We start from the raw sequence: 21474 nt of genomic DNA, 5'->3' as shown, positions 1-21474 counted from the left end.
AATATGTTGGCCTTCCGGTTCGTTCACACTGCTGATATTCATTTGGACTCACCGCTAAAGTCTCTAGCCATGCGCGACGAAGCACTGGCCGAAGTAGTCGGGAACGCCACCCGAACCACATTCAGGCGGATGGTCGATCTGTGCGTGTCTGAAGATGTCCAGGCGCTGCTGATTGCCGGCGACCTGTATGACGGCAGTCAAACATCAATGAAAACCGCTCGTTTCCTCGCTCTAGAGATGGAGCGCTTAGACGCAGCGGACATTCCGGTTTTCATTATCCGTGGCAACCACGACGCGGCATCTAAGATCACACGTGAGCTGGCCCTGCCGGAAAACGTGACGGTTTTCCCAGGCAAAGCCCAGGTCGTCGAGACTTACTGGAACGATCATTCAGTTGCTGTTCACGGAATTTCATTTCGTGACCCCCATGCACCAAACACTCTGTTGGACCATTTTGGAGCGCCGGTGATGGGGGCTTTCAATATCGGAATGTTGCATACGTCCCTCGGCGGGGCTCAGGGACATGATCCATACGCACCTTGCACGCTGGCCGACCTAAAAGCTACGGCGTTCGACTATTGGGCGCTGGGACACATCCACCAACGATCTGTTGACGCCGGCACAACTACTGTCGTCATGCCAGGAATTCCTCAGGGGCGCGACATCGGCGAGGCAGGCAACAAGTCGGTGACGCTAGTTTCTGTCGCCGATGACGGTTCGGTCGAACTGGAGGAGCGTCACATTGCGGTGGCCCAGTTCGAACGGCTCAAGGTGGACTGCCACCAATTGTCTGACTGGCCTGACCTTATCGAGTCACTGAAGCATGCTTTGCGCTCGGCACGGCGGGAACATGCTGGCGAACATCTGATTGTCCGGCCTGTGCTGACTGGAGCGACACCACTGGCCTGGCGAGCGGGACGTGACCTCGACCTTCTACTCGCGGAAGCACAGAATGTCACCGAGCCGATCGGGTCGCTTTGGATCGACAAGATCGAGCTTGCGTTGTCCGCCGCCAGCAATGCGTCCACTGGAGGCGCGGTAGAGGAACTAGCTCAGATAATCGCTCAGCGAAGTCTTCCCCCGGTTGATCCGGCTGTTTTGGAAGACGTGGAACGACTGCTAAAATATCTTCCGCGCGAGTTGCGAGGGCTCCTGGGTGATAGCGAGGAAGAAACGGCCGCAACTATTGTCGATGCGATGCAGCAGGGTGCAATGGAAGTGCTTGCGCGCCTCGAAGAGACTGGTGGTTGAACAATGCGGTTGAACCGGCTCGACCTCACACGTTTTGGCAAGTTCACTGATTTGAGCCTGTCGTTTCCCGTTCCAACACCCGGAAGCCCCGACCTGCACGTGATCTACGGTGCAAACGAGGCCGGAAAATCCACCCTGCTTGAAGGCTGGCTGGACATGCTCTTCCAGATCCCTGTTCGAAGCAGCATGGACTTTCTTCACCCTTACCCGTCGATGCAATTAGGGGCCGTGCTAGACATCAACGGGCAGACGCATGAACTGCTTCGGGTCAAGAAACGTGACAATTCTTTGCTTGACGCAAGCGGTAAACCGCTAGGTGAAGCATTGTTGCATGGCGGTCTGCGAGGACTCGACCGCACATCCTATGCAGCGATGTTCTCGCTCAATCGGCAAACCCTGGACGAAGGAGGCGAAAGCATCCTCGCCAGCAAGGGGGATCTCGGTGAGTTGCTGTTTCAGGCAAGCGCCGGGATGACCGATTTGGCGGCACAGTTGGACGAATTGAATGCAGAGGCGGAGGGTTTCTTGAACAGGACCGGACGCAAGGGTGCGTTGCGAGATCTTTGTGCAGCCTACGACGATTTGGGAAGGCAGATTAAGGAATTGGACACTGCGGCTGCCGAGTATGCCCGCCTTTCAACTGAACGCGACCGCGCCAAAGATACCTGGCACCAGGCGCGCGAGGCGTCTGAAGCCGCTCAAGCCGATGTGATCGAAACCGACCGCCGGATCGCCGCCATGCCGCTCTTACCGCGGCTGGACCGCCTGGAGACACAGATCGCTAGCTACGGAGCGCTACCAGAACCTCCCGTGGGATGGCTGGCCGAGCTTCCGGAACTAGACCGCACGGAAACCGCCATTGCTACTCGACTCGAGACCGCGAAAAAGACTGAGGCAGGCTTGGAAGCTGAATTGAACGACCTCCCAACCGACGAGCCTGTTCTGAATGCAAGCGACGACATCAAAGCGGCGGATCTGTTGAAATCGGCCCATGACTCGGCGCTGGAGGACTTGCCCAAGCGGCGCGGAGAGCTGGAAGCCAAGACAGAAGCAGTCAACGATTGTCTGTCTCGACTGGGGCAAGTCGAGGCGGATCCGACCACGCTACTGCCAGAAGCAGGAACCCTTGGGCGCCTGCGCGCATTGATCGAGCAAAGTTCAGGTGTGGAAACCGCTTGCGATGCTGCGACCAGGGAATTGCAGGTTGCCCAAGATGACGTAGCGCGCGCTGAGCGGCGTTTACGTGAGGCAGGGGGAAGCGTGTCTGATTTGGGTGGGTTGGCCGGTTTGGTGCAAAACCTTCGCCGCGAAGACCCTTTAGGCGCGCACGACCGAGCAAGCACCGAGCTCGAAGAGATGGAAGCGGAATTGGAGTCGGCCTTGGCAGCGCTCTCCCCTTGGACCGGAAACAAGGACAAGCTGGCGAATTTGACACCCCCAGATCGCGCTGACTTGGAACAACTCGGCGCGAGCATGGCCGAGGCTGAAAGGGCGGCCGACAGGGCGGATGATCGGCTGGTGCAACTGGAACATACTGCGGCCCAGGCGCGCACTAGACGCGATGCCATCGGCACAAGCGCAGCTGTTACTCTGGAAGAGGCAGCTCACGTGCGAAAATGCCGGGAATCTGAATGGTCCCATCACCGAGCAAATCTCACGGATGAAACGGCAGAGCGTTTCGAGTCGGCGATGCGCCTCGACGACCAGGTGACAGCCACCCTTGCGGATCAGCGCGCCCAACTGGAAAAGATTTCCGAGGCTGATCGCGCGTTGATCGAAGCCGAACGACAAGTTGACGATTCCAAAGTGCAATCGGCCGAGGCTAGCGAGCTGTGCGAAAACCTAGCAACACAGCTTACCGATATCGCAGCCAAGGTCTCCTCTGCGTTGCCTGTCGACATCGACCTGCCTACCTTCCTAGCCTGGCTCGCCAAGCTCGACGCAGCAAAAAATGCTTTGATTAGGCGCGATGACAAAGCGCGAGATCTTGCCCGGCGTGTGCAGGCCGTTACCAAAGCGCGTTTGGATCTTTCGAACGCGTTGGCACTGGCGGGCCGCGCAATACCAGATGATATGAGCTTAGCCCTCTGTGTTGAAACGGCTCAATCACTGTTAGACCAAGTATCCAAGGTCGAGGCTTTAAGCGAGGCTGAGGCCGAAGCCCGCCAAAACTTGAATAGGCGCGAGCGCAGCAAGCTCGAGGCTGACGACGCGCGCACAGCATGGCAGGCGGAGTGGGAGGCCGCCTGTGCCGACACCTGGATGGTTGGTGCTCCGCCCGCTGTCGACGAGATGCGCGCGATACTTGAAGAGCTCGACCAACTACGTGAACATCAGGGACGCATTGTTGAACTGACCCACCGGATAACGGCGATGCAATCCAACCGCGAGAGGTTTGAACAAGCGGCTTACGATTTGGCAGGTCGCCTTGACATGCTTTCCGGTCTGCCAGTGACCGATCTGTGGCGAGACATTACCAGAAGGCAGCGCGCAGCGGAGAGCCGCGAAGTTCAACGAGCCAGCCTATCAGAACGCTTGACGACGGCAAGAAATTCCCTTTCGGAGCTGGAAGGGGAGGCCAAGATTCATCGCAATCGGACCGTGGAGTTCTGCCGTCACTTTGGGGTCGAAGTTTGGACCGAAGCGCGCGATGCGCTTACGAAAGCAGGCGAATTGTCAAAGCTGCGTGAAACTCAGCGCGAACTGACCGAAGACCTCTGTGCAGGGATGCAATGCGATACAGTTGAAGAAGCTCGTGAGCAATTGCGTGACCTAAACGTCGATGCGCTCGCCGCCCGCGCCGACAGTCTGCGGACCGACTTGAAAACCTTGCGAACAGCACAGGAAGAGGCGCAGGACGGCTTCCGCAAAGCAGAAGACGCCGTCGAAGCAGTCGGTGGAGATGACGCAGTTGCTCGTTTGGAAGAGCAGCGCCAGACATTACTGCTTGAGATTGAGGACGGAGCTCGGCGCCACCTACGACAGCGGTTGGGACTCTTGGCGGTCGACGCCGCTCTCAGGAGCTATCGCGACACTCACCGCAGCGGCATGCTCGAACGCGCATCAGAGGCATTCCGCATCATGTCGCGGGACCGCTATTCTGGCCTTGCAGCACAGCCGGATGGCTCACGCGAGGTATTGGTGGCACTGGAGGCCGGGAGCGGCTCGAAGCAGGCTGACCAACTCTCAGACGGCACCCGGGCTCAACTCTACCTTGCGCTACGCATTGCAGGCTACCACGAGTTTGCTCGCAACAACGGCCCAGTGCCGTTCATTGCCGATGACATCATGGAAAGCTTCGACGACGACCGCACCGCCGAGGCCTTCGGCCTGCTAGCTGAGATGAGCAAAAGCGGTCAGGTGATCTATCTGACTCATCACGTGCATCTCTGCGACATCGCGAGAAATATATGCCCCTCTGTGTGTATTCACGAACTAAATGAGTAAGTTGTCGAAACCGTTAAAGCGCCGTCGCTTATATGCAAGAGATCAAGGAGGCTACCCAAGTATGCCGCAACAGACTTGGTCGCGGTGGCGATGTTACTTCTACACAGGTATGCATTCTGCAACAAATCTAACTGAGACGGTCGATTGTTGATTCGGATTCAGGTGAATGTGCGCCCAGTCGGTTGAAAAGTATTGAGAATTGATGTCTATCTGGTTTGAGAGTTGGGCTTTGAAACTAATTTTTCGTTGTCAGTTGTAGTATTAAGTGCAGCAGACGCTATTCAAACATCCTGTCTCGGTTGTCCGAAGGATTCCAGCTTGGTAGAAGGCCTGAAGCATGTCACTGGTTTTGAAGACGGTTCGGGCTTTTCCGCGAGGTCGGACGACAGAAGAATTGCTTGTTCTCGTTGGCGCGGCTTTCTCACATGACAAGCGGCTTGCGACTCTGAGCGAACTGGAGACTCTTTTTCGCGATGGTTTGATAGCGAAAGGCAGGGACGGTCGTTGGCGTGCAAAGGTCGATGGTTTCAATCCCAGACATGAGAGCGTGTCGGCTTCGAAAGGTGGAGGACCTGAGGGCTTCGTTGATGTCATTCACGCTGCCAACGCTTCATTCTCCTCGGAACCGACGGCTGTCGAACTTCCTGATCAAGAGGACGAAAGTTCAGATGCTCCCGATCCGCAGGCGCTGCTGAGATATTGGCGCTCGGCCTTGCGTGCCGACCCACGAGGAGCCACGACCCAGGTTCTCGACAAACATGGAATCGAGTGGGCGTTGATCTCTGGGCGTGGCCCTATCATTCCCGAAGAAGGGCGAATTCTAACTGTTTCAATCGAACTCGACGCGATTGATCCTGTCTTTCGAGAGGCTCTGGTGCGAAGGGAAGGTCACGAGAACGCGCTCGCAGTGGGCTGGCCGATGGCGGTCGGACGACGTGGCGGAATTCCTGTCTTCCAACCCGTTGGCATGTTCGCTGCAGCTTGGGACCGGAAGGATGACTGGCTAATCCTGACAATTGATGCCGATGATGTCCTCGTGAACCCTGATTGGGTTAAAAGTGCCGCTCGTGCCAGCGGTTGGAAGCGCGACGACCTCGCTGACCTTTTTTTTGCGGACGATGGGCTGGGGCTGCGGGCTCACGATTTTGTGGAGAAGGTAAGGATTGCCGTTGCCAGTCAGATACGTGGTCGCGTTGTCGGCGCGGACCTCGCCACTCAGCTCGATGCCTCGGCTCAAGGGATTTTTGACAGTGCTGCGATCTTCCTTCCGACTGACTCTTCTTTCACCGCGGGGGCTGCTCGTGACCTGGATGCGATTGCGACATGGCCGAAGGACCGCCTTGAGAGGACTGCGCTTGGCGCGGTATTCGGGTTGGACGTTCAAGACGGCACGGACAAGGCTGCTGCAATCGACGCAGTTCCGCTAAACCAGGAACAGTTGCGCGCGGTTCGATCAGCGTGCCAAGCAACTTTGACTGTCGTGACCGGTCCGCCTGGGACTGGCAAAAGCCAAGCAATCGTATCTATGGCCGCGTCAGTGCTTGCAGATGGCGGCAGTGTTCTCGTCGCCTCCAAGAACCATCAGGCGCTTGATGCTGTGGAAGACCGTCTTGGCTCTCTTGCTCCGGACGTCCCATTCGCCATCCGGACACTGAACCCGAATGAAGAGACGGATACGGGTTTCAAGGACGCCCTCAAACAGCTCATCGACAGCGAAAATGTGACGCGCAACGCACCTGTTGACGATTTTGCATTGGGCCAGCTAAAAAGCGACGCGATCGCAAGAAGCGAAATGGTCAGCATTATCGACAAGATCACGGATTTGGAATGCGAAATTTCCGATATTCTGGACCGCATTCAAGTCCGAGAGGATCGCGGGCGACCCGACAACCAAGACCCTGAAGACGTTGGACCAAGACAAAGTCCCCTGCTCCGCTTTGTCTCTTGGATTGGTTCGTTTTTCGCCAAGCGCCTCGCCAAAGAAACGTCGGCGACAGACCGTGCTTCGTCTCGTCCCGGGATGAGCCTCAGAGAACTTCAAAGCGCACTGGCCGACAAAAGATCTGAACGCGATGCGCTTGGGACGCCTGACGACCCGATCGCCTTAGGCGAGAAGATTCGGGAAGCGACCGAGAAACTCCTGCCTGGCATTCTGTCTGCCCGGACACATCTCCCGGAGGACGAGCGACGCGAAATCGCAGAACTCTACGATGATTGGACATTCGACGGTGGGCGGGGACATCCCCCCACAGACCTTTCCCGCGTCCTCATTTCACATCGGCCCTTGTGGCTTGCGTCAATCTTGGGAACGCCTCGACGCATACCCCTTGATGACGGGCTGTTCGACCTCGTGATTTTCGACGAGGCGAGCCAATGCGACATCGCGACGGCCGTTCCGTTGCTGGCGCGCGCCAAGCGGGCGGTCGTTGTTGGGGACGATCGACAATTGTCATTCATCCCGCAACTCGGTCAGGCTCAGGATCGCAATCTGATGCAGGCTCAAGGTCTGCCGGTTACCAAAATGGGGCGCTTCGCACAAAGCCGCCGTTCACTATTCGATTTCGCATCGCGCGTGTCTGTTGCCGAAAACAGGATTACGTTGAAGCACCAGTATCGCTCGGCGGGCCCGATCGTCGATTACATCAGCGAGAACTTCTACGGCAACCAGCTGCAGACCTCGTATGACCCGAGGCGTCTGAGAGTGCCAGAAGGGGTGCGCGCAGGCCTCGCATGGGAACATGTTCCTGCGCCCGCGGTCCCGCAAATGGGCAACGTCAATTCGTCGGAAGTGACCGCGATTGTTCGCCACCTAAAAAAGCTGATCGTTGAAGACAAATACACGGGAAGCATCGGGGTAATAACGCCGTTTCGCGCCCAAGTGGCCGCTATAGAGAGCGCGGTCGATGCCGTTCTGGATGGACCCAAGCGCATTGCCTGCGAGCTTAAGGTTGGCACAGTCGACGGTTTCCAGGGACAGGAGCGGGATCTCATCATGTTCTCGCCGTGCGTCGGTCCACGCAGCCCGCAATCTGGCTTGACCTTCTTTCAGCGAGATACACGTCGCTTGAACGTTGCGATTTCGCGGGCCCGGGCGGTTGCGATGATCTTCGGCGATCTCGATTTTGCACGTTCAGGGCAATCGAAGGCGCTGGCCAAGCTCGCTTCGAGGGCGACGGAAGCACGAACTAAACGAGGCGAAGGTGTCTTCGACAGCGATTGGGAACGCAAAGTCTACCATGCTCTGAAGAACCGCGGTCTGGATCCGCAGCCCCAGCACGAAATAGCTGGGCGAAGGCTCGACTTCGCGTTGTTTGGAGCGAATGGTGTAAAGCTCGACCTCGAGGTCGACGGACGCAGATGGCACGAAAGCCCGGACGGACGTCGAAAGACGTCCGATCTCTGGCGCGATCATCAACTGAAGTCCATGGGTTGGCGGGTGCGCCGGTTCTGGGTGGATGAACTTTCAAGGGATATGGAGGGGTGTCTTGACCGAGTCGAACAAGACCTATCATAAGTCGAGCAGGAACACCGCAGTTGCGTTGGGGCTGGGTGGGGCGGCCATCCTTGCCTCGGGCTTTCTCGTCCTGCAAGTAAACTCCCTCGACCGTCGATATGGCCGTATCGAGGAAAATCTCGGCTACTACACCGGGGAACTACAATCCGCGCAACAGCAACTGGCTCTTGCTCGTGAGCAGTTTCGCGAGCTTTCTGACCAGAAGCAAAGTTTGTCTAAAGAAGTCGCGAGCGCCGAAAGCAGCCGGCAAAGCGCGGCTCAGAGAGAGGCGGATGCGCAGGCTCGTCTCGAAGAAAGCCAGGCCCAATTGACTGCAGTGCAAGACCGTTTGGCCGAAGCACAAAAAACGATTGCGGATGCGCAACGAATTGAGCGCGAAACTAATCAGGCTTTGCAGCGAAGAAATAGCCTCGCAACAGAGGTGGTCGACCTTGAAGGCCAGGTGCAGACCCTCAAAGAGAGAGAGCAAGAATTGTCTGCGGGTGTCGATCAAACGCAATTGGTTGTCGATCGCCTTGAAGAGAGAAGGACTGATCTCCAGCGTGAAGTGGATAGACTTGCGCCCGCGGTTGAAGACCTTCGTGCGCAGGAGCGTCGAATCGAACAAATGCGAAATGACGCGGATCGTCTCGAACAGAGCCGCGCCAATTTGAATGCGGATATAGCAAGTGCACGAACTGAATTGGCGACCAGGGTAGACGAGGCCGTTGCTGCCGAGGAGAGGCTACGCGCGCGTCAAGAACAGGTAGCATCCGCAGAAGCTCAACGTGAAAATCTGAATTCAGAACTCGATGACCTTGAGGCTAGAAAAGCCGACATGCAGGCAAGTGTCTTGGGTGCAGAGACGCGACTTTCTTTATTGCAAAACGAAATGGAGGTCGCACAGAACGCGGTGACGCGAGCTGAAGCTCAGCGCGCTGAAACCACGGAAGCACTTAACATCGCTCAGGAACTGTTATCGACGCGAAGCGCTCGGCTTTCTACACTTCAGTCGCAGATCGCATCGGCAGATGAAGAGCTGGCCCAACTTTCCGAGAAACGTGCGGAATTCAGCAAATTGAAGGCTGAGGTAGATCAGCTGCAAGCACGTAGAGCGACACTTGAGGAAGTGCTGCCCGAACTCGAGAGGCGGGTTCAGGAAAATCGGGCCAACTTGGGCTCGATCACGACAGAAGCGGAAACAGAGCTCGGGCGTGTTGCTGATCTCACAGGACAAGCTTCCAGTCTGAAGGCCGAAGTCGACCGCCTCAAACAGCGACACGACGAACTCCAGATGGAGACGCAGACCGCCGCGACTGCGGCGCAGGCCGCCCGAGCCTCCCTTCAAGCCGAGCGCACTCAACTTGAGGAAATCGAGGCACTTTCGGACGCGCGGACTGCTGACCTCAGGCGTTTGAGAGAGGCTCTCGCTGCTGCCGAATATGAACTTTCCGAGACACGAGCGGAACTGTTGAACCGACAGCCAGTGGACCAGGAACCAGTATCAACCATGAGTGAAAGCGCTGGCACCGGTGAAAACGCTCAGTCTGACAACTCTGATCCATCGAGCAACGATCAATGAGGTAACCGAGAATGCTTACGGACAATACAATACTTGTGCTGGCGATTGCGGGTGTCCTGATACTGCTCGCCGTGGTTCAACTTTTTTTGGCCGCCCGCCACGACCGGGCGGTAACGGCAGCAGGCCCGATTGAGGAGCTTGCCGTTTACGAGAAGCGGCTTGAAGAAAAGCAGCGGCTCATGGACGACCTCGAAGCAGAAGTCGAGAAACGCCGAGAAGCGATGGCCATCGTCACCGATATCCAGGCTGAGGTCGACGGTCTGCGGCGTCAGAAGGAGGAGCTCCTCACAGAATGGGAGAGCCTCCGAGAACGCCGGGACGAAGTTGCAGCTGTTCGCAAGGAAACAGAGGACGCTGTTGTCGAACGCCAGCAACTCGAAACGGAGATCGCTCCGCTGCGGGCGGAGTATCTGGAGGTTAAGGAACGTCTGGAAAAAGCAGAAGAGCTTATCGAGCGCACTGATGATTTGAAGAGAGATCATGACCGAATTTCCAAGCGTGTCGAAGAGCTTCGCAACCAACAGCAGAAGCTCGAAGAAGCAGAAGAAAGGGTCTCTCGTCTCGAAGAGCGCTTATTCGAACTCGAGGCGTCAAATGCGCGGCTGGAAGGTCGGAAAGCGTCTCAAGAAAGCCAGTTGGCGGAATTGGAAAGCCGCATAGCATCGGAACACGAAGTATTGGCCGCGACCCATACCGAACATTCCCGGTTGGATGCCGAAGTAGCCGCGATGAACCAAGAGACGCGTCGCTACAAGGGGGAAATTGAAACTCTCCAAGAAACGAGGAGCGCGCTTGACGCTCGATTGGCGCACCTCAAGGCCGAGATAGCTCGCCGAGAAGGTCGAACTGTCGACGGGGAAACCGGAGAAACGGATTCGCTCCGCGAACTCAAAGAAACGCCACCAGTCATCACGGCAATGAGGACGTGGGACAAAGCGCCCCGAGAGAACGAGGCGGATGCCATCAAACGCGTCGAACGGCGCCTTCGCGCAAAAGGTCTCGACTATCCTGCTCGCACGCTTCGTGCCTTCCATACAGCTATGAAAGTCAACGAGACGACCCAGATGGCAGTCCTTGCCGGCATTTCTGGGACCGGCAAAAGCCAGCTCCCACGTCAATACGCGGCCGGTATGGGCATCGGGTTTTTGCAAGTTCCGGTGCAGCCTCGTTGGGACAGTCCGCAGGACCTGATGGGCTTCTACAACTACATTGAAGGCAAGTTCCGACCCACAGACATGGCGCGCGCTCTTTGGGCGCTCGACGAGCTGAACAACGACGACGCGGAACAGGATCGCATGATGATGATCCTGCTGGACGAGATGAACCTTGCAAGGGTCGAATATTACTTCTCGGATTTCCTCAGCAGGCTGGAAAGCCGCCCCCGCCCCGAAGATGTCGGCGATGCAAACGAACGCAAGGACGCTGAGATCGAGCTGGAAATTCCGAACATGGAACGGCCACCCCGGATTTTTCCGGGTTACAACCTCTTGTTCGCGGGAACGATGAATGAGGATGAAAGCACGCAGTCGCTGTCCGACAAAGTTGTCGACCGTGCGAATATCATTCGTTTTTCCGCCCCGAGGAAAATCAAGGACGGACGGGCAGAAGGAACGGTCGAGCCTACGTTGGCTCTTTCTCAACAGACATGGGAAAGCTGGGGGCGGTCGAGTGTGTCTGTCGATGGTGACCGGAGTGTCACAAGCCGGATCGAACAAATGGTTGATCTGATGCGGGACTTCAAACGGCCTTTCGGGCATCGGCTTGGACGTGCCATCATGGCTTACGCAGCGAATTATCCAGAGGTGGAAGGCGGCCGTGGTGTCGACGACGCTCTCGCGGATCAGGTCGAGATGCGCCTTCTCCCGAAACTCCGGGGTGTGGAAACAGATATGGCCGGTCCCCAATTCTCAAAATTGATAAACTTTGTGGAACGCGATCTGAGGGACGACGCCCTGGCGCAAGCGATCGGTGAGTCAATGTCCCTCGCCGAGGCAACCGGACAGTTCGTGTGGAGTGGGGTCACGCGTTGATGCGGTTTCTGGCCCGTCCATGGGCAACAAAAGCCTTTGGAGAGGACGAAGCCTTTGGTCCCGAGGACAGTCTGATCGGTAGCTACCAAGGGGCGAACCCAGGCGGCTATGAATACGTGACGCTCTTGAGAGGAAACGTCCGAGGTAACGATACCGGAACAGTTTTGTTTCCATATCCAAAGCGTGAGGAAGCTGTCGGGCCTGCGCGTAAGGGCTTCCCGGTGCGTCCAAGGTCGGGGCACGATCCTGCCACTCCGGATGAAGAAGAAGGCGCAGAGGCCCTTCGGCACATGAACGAAGTTCTTGCGCGCATCCAAGAGCTGGAAGAAGCGATTGAAGACCCGAGCGACACATGGGGGCGCCTGAGGGATGCTTGGAAGCGTGCCGAGGATGAAGCCGAGCCCAAAATGGCAGAGATCGTTCGGCAGGCGCGCGGCATGCTTCCGGTGCTTCGCGATCTGGAAAAACGCATCCGCCGGGTTCTACGTAGGCACAGGGAGCTGACTCCCCTTGATCGGGTGCAGGAGATGGATCGGGCCTCGATGGTGTGGCTTAGCCGACAGCCAGGGCGAAACATTGCGGAACGTGCAGGTTCTTCGCAACGAATTCTTGCGACGGTTCGCCGTGAGAATTTCGATACGCTCGAGAACCGTGTGCTGCATGCCTACACGCGTCTTGCCGCAGATGTTGCACGCGAATGGACCCGTGAGCACCCTCGTGCAAAGGACAGTGTTCGCTACAAAGAGGTTGAGGCTTTTAGAAAGGCCTGTCGAGTATTGTCGCGAACACTCAGTGACCTTGGTGTCATGATCGCGTCGGCCGGCGTCCAGCCAAACTATGTGCTCATTCAAGATCGCAACTATCGAGAGGTTCATGAGGGATGGCTTAGGCTTCTTTTACGCCGAAAAATTGAAGATGATCTTTGGGCTTGGCAGGCCGAAACTTGGACGGATTTTTCTGTTCTGTCGATCATCCTTGCCATCGACGAATTGGAAGAGGCAGAACTTGTCGCTCAGTCGCCGATTTCGTGGAGCGGTGAGGCAACAGTTGGACGCTGGTTCAATCAGGATCGGCCAATCGCCGTCTTTTGGCTTCGCGACACTAACCGCATTGTTGAAGTCCAAGCACGCCCTGAGCGACCAGGAATCATGTTGAGCGCGGCACAAGCGCACGTCGCCCTCAGAATTTCCGATCCAAAACGGGCTGACCTTCCGCGCAGGGTCGCGGTATGGACGCCACATGCGATGCGTAGAATTGACCTCAAGGATGCTGTGCAGGGGGCAGCTCAACTGCTTCACCAAATCCAGCCCCTCGCTCAGACGGAAATTTTACGGAATGGGCTGATCATGACCCCAGCACGTGGAGTCGCAGCTGGAGAGAGCGCAGCTTATGGGAGAGCGAGCGCTACGGCAATCGCCATAGGCCCTGCCGGTGAAGACCTCTCGAAGGGATTCCAAGCGGTGCGCGACTTTATTCGCAGTGAGCTATACGAGGTCGCAACATGACCGACCGAAAACTATGCGGTTTCGACCTCAACGGATGGAGGGATTTCGTCGCGAAGAATTGGCACTCTGTTCCGGGTGAAGACGAAATCATTGGGCCTACCGACATCGTCCCAAGTGGCCCGCTTTCGTCGATTGTGCGGATCGGAGAAAGCCGCCTCGCAGGTTGGATCGGAGGACCGCAGGCTGACATTGCTCCGCATGGTCGCGGTGGTGGTTGGGGGGATGTCGGGTCAGAAGGAAGACGCATTCCCGTTCGGTCACTGCTGGAAATGCAGGATGACGGTGTCGAAAAACTCGCTCAGGCATTTTTGGGATCTGCTAGCGGTTCAGCAAACACGGTCGTTTCGATCGATGAGGGCCCGGATGGCGATGAGGTCATCCAGGAGCACCTTCTCGAAGCAGTTGCTCGAGGGAAGTTCCGCAATGGCGCATTGGTCTGGCGGCCTGTTCTTACCGCGTTGTTCGCCATTCATCGCGATCAGGTTACTGAAGGGCATCTTGTAGGCGTCGTCTCCCATCAGCGCCGAGGCTTGTCTGTTCAAAAACTGCGTATTCGAAGCGCCAGGAATGTTCTCGCTCCGGAGAGACGCGAAGCCGCTGCGCAAATACCGTGCGACGCTGGATACGAGTCCCTTTTCCAATGTGCCCGCCACGCCGCTGTTGGAACCGAGGGTTTTTCGGCGCGAACAGCTCATCGTGCGATCGCAAATTCGGTCGGGAAAGCTGGCTTAGGGATGGATTGCTATCCTGAGATGCTCCGCGTGCCCAACGGTGATTGGGAACTCTTGGACCTTACCAATTATGATGCGTCTGAAGCGGTCAGTATCCCGTGTTCAGAGCTTAGTCTGGCCGATTGCGACATCGTTCTCTTTGAGACACTGGCGGAAGGTAGGCTCAAGGAACGCTTAAGTGATGCTATCCAAGAAGCGTCGCCAGTTGAGGTGCATTCACTTCCCGCAACGGCTGTTGCGGAAGGTGCGTTGGAAGCAGCACGCCGAGCCGGGGACGGGGAACCGATCTTCTTCGACTTTCTACCACGGTTGTCCACCATCGTGTTCGGATCGGACGGCGCAAAGAATTTCGATCTTATACGGAAAGAAGAAACGCTCGAAGCAGGTCGGATTTACAGAAGCCCTGAAGCAGCATCTCTCGCAATTCCGGCAGGGCAGGAGAGCGTCTCAGTATTCCTGCGGAAAGAAGAAGCTCCCTGGCCTCGAAAGGCAAGCGTATCGCTTGGAACTCCCCTGAAGCATCAAGCCGCCGTTTCGCTTTGGGTAGAACAGCAGCCGGCCGCCGGGCGAGCGCGAATCCTCATGGAAGCGCCGGACTTGGGGCGGAATTTCGTGGTGGATTGGGATGAAGCACTGGAAGAGGAAAGGCCCTGGTCTGAGATCATAGAGAGTTTGGATACGCAAGTATCAATTCCCAAACGTCTGGTTCTTCCCTGCGGCATGGAGGCATGGCATGACAGCGACCGTTCCGCGGGTATGCTAACTTTGCTCGAATCCGAACCTAATCGTAGCCGCACGGATTGGGCGACCCTTCGGCAAAAACTTTCACAGCGTCCATTTGGCAAATACTGCATCTCAAGTGACGGCGACGTGCCTCCTGAGATCGCGGCAGAAACCCTTGAGCGGTTTGAAATTCTGACCAGCAAAGCGCTTGAGGTTACTGAAAAGCGCCTGAGGGGCGAAAGCGGTTACGGAACGGAAGACAACGAGGCTCTCAAATTCTTGAGTTGGCAGTTCCGCCGATGCCCGCGCGATGTCGCGACGTGGCTGATGGACTGTATTGAAGCGTCCGGGCGCAACCACCCGTTCGTCAAACATCAAGCAAGTTGGGTTCTCGTATATCAGGGCCTTGGCCGCATCGTAGGAAGTGAAGAGGACGAAGCGAGAGCAATGCGGTTGCTTCTGACTTCGTCAATTGAGGACTGGATCTGGAACCGACAAAGCGCGGCCATGGCGTTCATGCTGTCTCGTTCTGACACCGCTCCATCTTACTTGAAACGAGAAGACGTAGAGAAGCTGACCAAGAGGACTATTGCGGACTTCCAACGTAATATTGGCGGTCAATATACAATGTTCAACTACGCGCCTTTCCTACTTGCAGGCCTGGTAAGATGGCGTCTCGTTGATCCTACAGCATTGGTGATCGGGGCCGACCCGTTGGCGGATGACCTCTTGGCTATCATTGAGAAAACAGAGCGCGACCTGAAGGCCCGTCGTGGGGCCAATACTAATTTCCAAAGGCGGCGGTTGAAGTTCTTGCCTATCCTCCAAGACCTTAAGTCAGAACTGGCGGGAGAAGGTTCGAATCCTGACCTATTGTTGGATATCTATGGAGCAAGTGGAACGTGAACACGAGCGCGCAGGTAGTCTGAGAATTGGCGTGACAGAGCCAAACAATATCCCTTAAAAGCGTGGTGTTCAACATCTTTACTTTTTGTTGAACATACGCAATGTTCAACAAAATTAAAATCCGTTGAGCACAGTGGAAGCCAAGATGTTCACGCGCCATTCATCCATAGCACATGCCGCTTATCACGATCTCCTGCGTTCACTGCGGGACGATTCTGTTTCGGACATCCGAGGCACCCCCACACGAGTCGAACGCAACGACAGGACCTACTGGTATGACACCTACCGGGTCGGTTCCGATGTCAAAAAGCACTACTTAGGAGAGGATTGTGAGGAACTGCACGGCAGGCTGGAACTGCACAAAACTTTGAAAGCCCAACAGGAAGACCGCCGCCGCAACCGGGCGCGCCTCGTGCGGCTCCTAAGAGCAGAAGGTTTCCTGGGTCTGGACGCTGCCACGGGCAGCCTGCTCTCTGCGATGGCAACGTCTGGCGTATTTCGTCTAGGCGGCACCATAGTGGGGACGCACGCCTTCCGCCTTTACGAAGGTGAATTGGGTGTGCGTTTCGACATGGATATGACCGCTCACACGGATGACATCGACATCGCCAGCTTTTCCAGGTTGTCGCTGGTGCTGGAGGACACTGCATCACCACCGCTGGAAGATGTGTTCCGCGATTTCGACTTCATGGCGCAGCCCAGTCTCACGGCCGGACGCACCTGGCGTTGGAAACAGACACGAGGCGACACGCTGATAGAATTCCTCACTCCATCATTTGGTGAGGATGAGGATGTGCGCGAACTGCCCGCTTTGGGAGTGGATGCGCAAGGACTGCACCATCTGAACTACCTCATCGCGGAGCCTATCAACGCTGCTGTAACCTACCGGAGTGGCGTTTTGGTGCAAATCCCGCAGCCAGAACGCTATGCCATCCACAAGTTGATCGTCGCGGACCGTCGCCGTCCCGGTGAAAATGCCCTCAAAGCAGAAAAGGACAGACGACAGGCCGCGTTTCTAGTCGAGGTGCTTGCTCAGGATCGGCCTGATGAATTGAATGACGCCTACGAAGATGCACTCTCTCGTGGCCCCAAGTGGCGTTCTAGGATTGAGGCCAGCCTGGACCGCATGCCGAAAACGCAGCGGCTGTTACGGGAACTGCAGGATTAACGCGCATGTAGACAGTGCTCTCAGGTTCAATGAACCTGTCGAACCGTGTCTTAGTTGGTTTGCTTGGCAAAGCAGCCTGAAAAACAGGGCTCCTTTGACCAAAAATCAATAACTTGGCCACCTGCACCGATCTTCGGGAGGCAGGGGTCGGAGGTTCGAATCCTCTCACTCCGACCAATAAAATCAAACACTTGTGTTGATTTTGCGCCTCTCGAAAATCCAGAGTTTCTGTTACAAGTAACGAAAACCCCCGGATTCAGACTGCACACCCAAGAAGTTGCGAAATGAGAAAACCCGGCTAGGCTAATTGCATTATTAGGGGGGAAATTTCATGAAAATGATATTTGCGGCTGCCGCCGTGTGCCTTGCAAACGCGGCTAGTGCTTTAACCGTCACATTCGACCATAACCCGCCTTATCCAAGTGCGGGCGGAAGCAAAGCAACTTCAAACGGGTTCATCTATGATTACAGCACCGTTTACCTGACCGGAAATCATCTCGCCTTGCACGATGACAGCGGGATTCTATCGTCATCGATCAGCGCTCTTAACGGCGCGTCCTTTACGCCCAATCAGATTGACGTTCGCGGCTGGTCGCTGCTGAACAAGTCCGGCTCTGGACCTGCCCCTGTAGATGACTACCGAGCCCACACAGCCTGGGCTTATACTGGCACAGCCCCACTTCCGTACCTAGCATTTGACGGGATCAGAAACGGCGCGGTAGTGGCTACTCAGTCGGTCGGACCTACCCTGTGGAGCGTGTTGAATTTCACAAGCTCATTTGCGAACATTGACAGCCTGAAGCTGTCGCTGAACATTCCGAGCGCCCTTCGATTTACCGACTATGACCAAGTTGGGCCTGATACGGTCTGGTGTGAGGAATGGTGTTCTGAGTTCTGGGTAGACAATCTGAATGTCAGCTTATCCGCCGTACCCCTGCCCGCCAGCGGGTTGTTGCTGATCGGCGGGCTTATGGGGTTGTTGGGTTTTCGGCGCTTTAAGGCACAGTAACGGCTGCGGCAACCTATCCTACTGGAAGCGTGGGGGTTGAGACCGCACCTGTTTTGCCGCCCAGGTAGCTCGGGCGGGGGCGTCAAACAGGCTGCGCCCCAACCGTCTTCGCGCTGGCCGACGCGAGATCCGTGCATGGCGGTGCGACCTGCGGTGCCAGCCTTGATTTCGAAGTCATGATACTGATCGGTGAAACCCTGATTGCCGAGGATCAGGCTATCAGTCGCCGCTGTTGCAGCGTGAACGTCGACGTTGCGGGTGTCTAAACTCAGGCGTCACTGTTGTACTTGTAAATTGGCTCGAGGCTTTCGATTGCTCCAGGGCTAACCTTCAAGTCTTTGATAAGTCCATCACCAACCGAATAAACCCATCCATGCAGCCGGGGGTACTCACCACCTTCCCGCGCCTTTTGAATGAATGACAGCTTTGCCAGATTCGAAACCTGTTCTTTGACGTTGAGTTCGGTGAAACGGTCCAAGCGTTCTTCTTCCGATTCAATCCCATCCAGAATAGATCGATTGCGCGAATAGACATCCTTTAGATGCAAAAGCCAATTGTCCAAGTAACCATACGATTCATTGCTCATTGCTGCTTTGATTCCGCCGCATCCGTAGTGCCCGCAGACAATAATGTGTTTCACTTTCAGATAGTGAACCGCAAAATAGGCAACGCTCAGCAGGTTGGAGTCGGTGTGAACCACAAGATTTGCAATGTTGCGCTGAACAAAAATTGATCCGGGAAGAGAATTTGTAATCTCTGTAGCGGGCACTCTGCTGTCGGAACATCCGATCCACAAATATTCCGGTGACTGGCCTTCGGCCAATCGCTCAAAAAAGCCAGGGTCTTCATCTTTGATGCGATTTACCCAGTCTTTGTTGCCTTCAAGAAGTAGTTTGATTGACTCTGTCATGCTGGGTGTTCCCTTTTTGATCGCGCGTATGTGAAAGCCTAGTGAGTTGCGCTCGTCGAGTGTTGGTTTGGCCAAGTAATGGATATTGCGTATCTGAACAAGTTAGTTTGCACCCATCATCCCGGCTCGCATCTTATGCACCGGCCGAACTGTACGCAGGCAAACCCAACAATTTCCGTTCACCTTCCTGGCTTCACGAAAGGCACCTTCTTGGCAGGACAATTTGGCCCTACTCGACTGTAACGTGATTGGCCGTCAACACTACGGCAAGCAGTACAGAAGCCCAAAGCCGCATACCTATTAGGGCGCTCTCTTAATCCGGGCCCACCGAACGCCGTGATCCGGCATGGCTGGCGTTGGGAAATCGGTCTTTTCCAAGCCTGCCAAAATCAGCCTTGGGGTGCATTTTTGGAGAAATCGCCTATGATGAAAGCATTATGAGCGGCAACGATATCTTCCAGTCGATCGGAAGTCTCGGCCCTGAAGGGGTCCAAAAAATTGTCGACCGGCTGGAATTTCGCGGACGCGACCCGGTCTTTGTCAGAATGCGCGAAGCATATCTACAACACATCGACCTCGGGTTCTGTAAGACGTTGCTTGATCTTGGCTGCGGCACCGGGGTAGTCGCCCGCGCGTTGGCAGCACGTGAAGGGCTCGTCACTGAGATCACTGGAATAGATTACAGCCCGGAATTGGTCGAGGCTGCGACTCGCCTTGCCGCCGAAGAAGGCCTTGCAGGGCGGGTCAATTTCCGGACCGGCGATTCCCATGCCCTGCCCGATCCTGATAACAGTTATGACGTGGTGCTCGCCCACACACTTGTCAGCCATGTCAGCGATCCAGATGCGGTGATCGCAGAAGCTGCCCGGGTTGTGCGCCCTGGCGGCGCGGTCGCTGTCTTCGACGGCGACTACGCCTACCTGACCTTCGGAGCCGGAAATGCGGCGCGCAATAGTGAAGTCGTCAACATGATACTTAATGCCGTGGTTGCCAATCCTCTGGTCCTGCGCAGGATGCCCGCAGTCCTTGCGCGGCATGGCTTGAAACTGACGCATTTCCTGCCCGAGGTTTTCGCTGAAGCCCGGAATGGTTCATTCTTTCTGAACCTGGCCGATAGCTATATTCCGCTGGTCGTGCGCAATGGAGATATGTGCGAAGGTGAGGCCGCCGACTGGTTGTCCGCGCAGCACCGGGCCAGTAACGAGGAGACATTCTTCGGAGCGTGCAACAACTATACCTATGTCGCCCAGAAAACCTGAGCTCTGACTGCACGGGTTGAACACCACAACTCCACGTCATGAGTTTGCCGAGGCATGTGATTTTGTGTTTGACCTTTCGGGCCAGAACCCAGGTGAACCGGGCTTGTGAACCGACGGAGTTCATCTTGGCGGGTTTGATCACGGTTTATGCGATGGTTTTGTTTTGGCCGCCGGCCTCGGATCCTGAAAACTTCCAGTTTTTGCGACCCAAGTTCTGAGCATTTGCGCGAGCGAATTTACCTCGGTAGCCAAATGCGTGTTGAGGCGGAGCAAATCAGCCGGATCGTCGAAGGCGCTCCCCCGGTCCTTCGGCAATGCCGCCTTTTATGCCCGCAACAATTTTGAGGGTAAATCCTGAAATCGCCGAGTTCCCAGACTGTGTTTTCTATCCGTGGCGAAGCGGATGCTAGGTCTTTTGCGCCATTCGCTATGTACAGCGAAAAAAAACGCGGTGACACAGAGCCCCACCAGAGCCAAAGGTGCCCGCATTCAAATCGGTAAATCTGGTTTTGGGCCTATCACAAGAAAACCGTTGCCGATAATCGATTCTAAGGGCGTGAACGACGCGGCCGGGCGAGCAATGCTGCGGCACCGACAATGGCACCTAATATCCCATGCTCAAAGATATTGCGCCAACAACCTGTAATTTAGTTCACTTTGGTAAACCAGCCACCATACGCCATTTAAAAACCGGCAGCGAGCTCCGCACGGCGCATATTCCCTATAAGAAGTTAGCACATAATATTTGCCAGCAGATATTATGCCTGCGTGCTGACATGTCACCCATGATACGAAAGAAAGACGATATTGTCGGGTCCATGTTTTCCAGCATCGCTCATCTCATCCAGCTCCGGATTGATGAGACACTGAAACCATATGACTTGACCCGCCTGAAATGGTTCGCGATCAGGATACTGTCTCAGAATGAAGGACTGACCCAGACGGGATTGGAAAAAAGGCTCGAACTATAGACAGCCGCAACTGGAAAGCTTGTTGATAGGCTGATCGAACGTCGACCCGACCCCGGCGACCGGAGAGCGCACCGCCTCCTTGCGACCGACAAATTCTTTGCGCTTTTGCCAGAATTGAAATCGTCGGGCGAAAGCATTCGCGATTGTTTTCTGTCGGGGCTGGACGAGCAGGAAATAGGGGTGCTTGGAAATTTCCTAAAAAGGATCAAATCGAACCTGACACTGACACTCGCAGGAGGTGCGACTTATTTTGCCCCATCTCCAGCCATTCGCTTGACAGCAAACCTGTGCAATCCCGATTAACAAAGGAAACGAGATACGCCGGTATGGGAGGAAAAAAGTTGGGGACTTCACAACAGACAAGGGACTGCCAAGCGCATGGAAGCTGCCATGTTTGCTCAACATAACCGTATTCGTGGTTGCGAAGCGCGTCTGCGTCGCGTTCCCCGACATCTGGTTGTCTCAAATCCGAAGCAATACCGTACGAAA

Annotated in this window: 13 protein-coding genes; 12 read left to right on the top strand and 1 reads right to left on the bottom strand. The window is 55.8% G+C overall.

The window, feature by feature from the left end; translation table 11 throughout:
* Positions 1 to 3: 3 nt before the first annotated feature.
* The 10 genes from ACR0FE_RS13060 to ACR0FE_RS13015 all read left to right on the top strand — a co-directional run bounded on the left by ACR0FE_RS13060 (position 4) and on the right by ACR0FE_RS13015 (position 18111).
* Complete coding sequence (locus ACR0FE_RS13060) at positions 4 to 1251, top strand: metallophosphoesterase family protein (protein WP_480913125.1); 1248 nt, start codon at positions 4 to 6, stop codon at positions 1249 to 1251.
* 3 nt (positions 1252 to 1254) lie between these two features.
* Positions 1255 to 4698 (top strand): AAA family ATPase, encoded by a 3444-nt coding sequence (locus ACR0FE_RS13055; protein ID WP_480913122.1) that lies wholly within the window; start codon positions 1255 to 1257, stop codon positions 4696 to 4698.
* A 337-nt stretch (positions 4699 to 5035) separates the two neighbouring features.
* Positions 5036 to 8212 (top strand): AAA domain-containing protein, encoded by a 3177-nt coding sequence (locus tag ACR0FE_RS13050; protein ID WP_480913120.1) that lies wholly within the window; start codon positions 5036 to 5038, stop codon positions 8210 to 8212.
* The gene (locus ACR0FE_RS13045; RefSeq protein WP_480913118.1) at positions 8184 to 9773 is read left to right on the top strand and encodes a coiled-coil domain-containing protein; all 1590 of its coding nucleotides are present in this window, start codon (positions 8184 to 8186) and stop codon (positions 9771 to 9773) included. Before ACR0FE_RS13050 ends, ACR0FE_RS13045 begins: the two co-directional genes overlap by 29 nt.
* A gap of 11 nt (positions 9774 to 9784) precedes the next feature.
* Positions 9785 to 11803 (top strand): McrB family protein, encoded by a 2019-nt coding sequence (locus tag ACR0FE_RS13040; protein WP_480913117.1) that lies wholly within the window; start codon positions 9785 to 9787, stop codon positions 11801 to 11803.
* A gap of 290 nt (positions 11804 to 12093) precedes the next feature.
* Complete coding sequence (locus ACR0FE_RS13035; RefSeq protein ID WP_480913115.1) at positions 12094 to 13308, top strand: hypothetical protein; 1215 nt, start codon at positions 12094 to 12096, stop codon at positions 13306 to 13308.
* The gene (locus tag ACR0FE_RS13030; RefSeq protein WP_480913114.1) at positions 13305 to 15668 is read left to right on the top strand and encodes a hypothetical protein; all 2364 of its coding nucleotides are present in this window, start codon (positions 13305 to 13307) and stop codon (positions 15666 to 15668) included. Before ACR0FE_RS13035 ends, ACR0FE_RS13030 begins: the two co-directional genes overlap by 4 nt.
* A 145-nt stretch (positions 15669 to 15813) precedes the next feature.
* Positions 15814 to 16836, top strand: a complete 1023-nt coding sequence (locus ACR0FE_RS13025) for a nucleotidyltransferase family protein (protein ID WP_480913293.1) — start codon at positions 15814 to 15816, stop codon at positions 16834 to 16836.
* A gap of 331 nt (positions 16837 to 17167) precedes the next feature.
* Positions 17168 to 17845, top strand: a complete 678-nt coding sequence (locus ACR0FE_RS13020) for a hypothetical protein (RefSeq protein ID WP_480913112.1) — start codon at positions 17168 to 17170, stop codon at positions 17843 to 17845.
* A gap of 131 nt (positions 17846 to 17976) precedes the next feature.
* Positions 17977 to 18111 carry a hypothetical protein gene (locus ACR0FE_RS13015; protein WP_480913110.1) on the top strand — a complete coding sequence of 45 codons (135 nt, stop codon included), beginning with the start codon at positions 17977 to 17979 and terminating at the stop codon, positions 18109 to 18111.
* A 2-nt stretch (positions 18112 to 18113) separates the two neighbouring features.
* On the opposite strand, the gene ACR0FE_RS13010 is transcribed toward ACR0FE_RS13015, so the two are convergent.
* Positions 18114 to 18755 carry a carbonic anhydrase gene (locus ACR0FE_RS13010; RefSeq protein WP_480913108.1) on the bottom strand — a complete coding sequence of 214 codons (642 nt, stop codon included), beginning with the start codon at positions 18753 to 18755 and terminating at the stop codon, positions 18114 to 18116.
* A 437-nt stretch (positions 18756 to 19192) separates the two neighbouring features.
* Here ACR0FE_RS13010 and ACR0FE_RS13005 point away from each other — a divergent pair, with 437 nt between their 5' ends.
* Together ACR0FE_RS13005 and ACR0FE_RS13000 are read left to right on the top strand one after the other, a co-directional pair.
* Entirely contained in the window at positions 19193 to 20014 is an 822-nt protein-coding gene (locus ACR0FE_RS13005; RefSeq protein ID WP_480913106.1) for a methyltransferase domain-containing protein, read from the top strand.
* 614 nt (positions 20015 to 20628) lie between these two features.
* Positions 20629 to 20985 carry a hypothetical protein gene (locus ACR0FE_RS13000; RefSeq protein WP_480913104.1) on the top strand — a complete coding sequence of 119 codons (357 nt, stop codon included), beginning with the start codon at positions 20629 to 20631 and terminating at the stop codon, positions 20983 to 20985.
* The last annotated feature ends 489 nt before the right edge of the window (positions 20986 to 21474 follow it).

It is taken from the genome of Ruegeria sp. K7, assembly GCF_056531785.1.
This window is presented reverse-complemented; position numbering and strand designations above follow the sequence as displayed.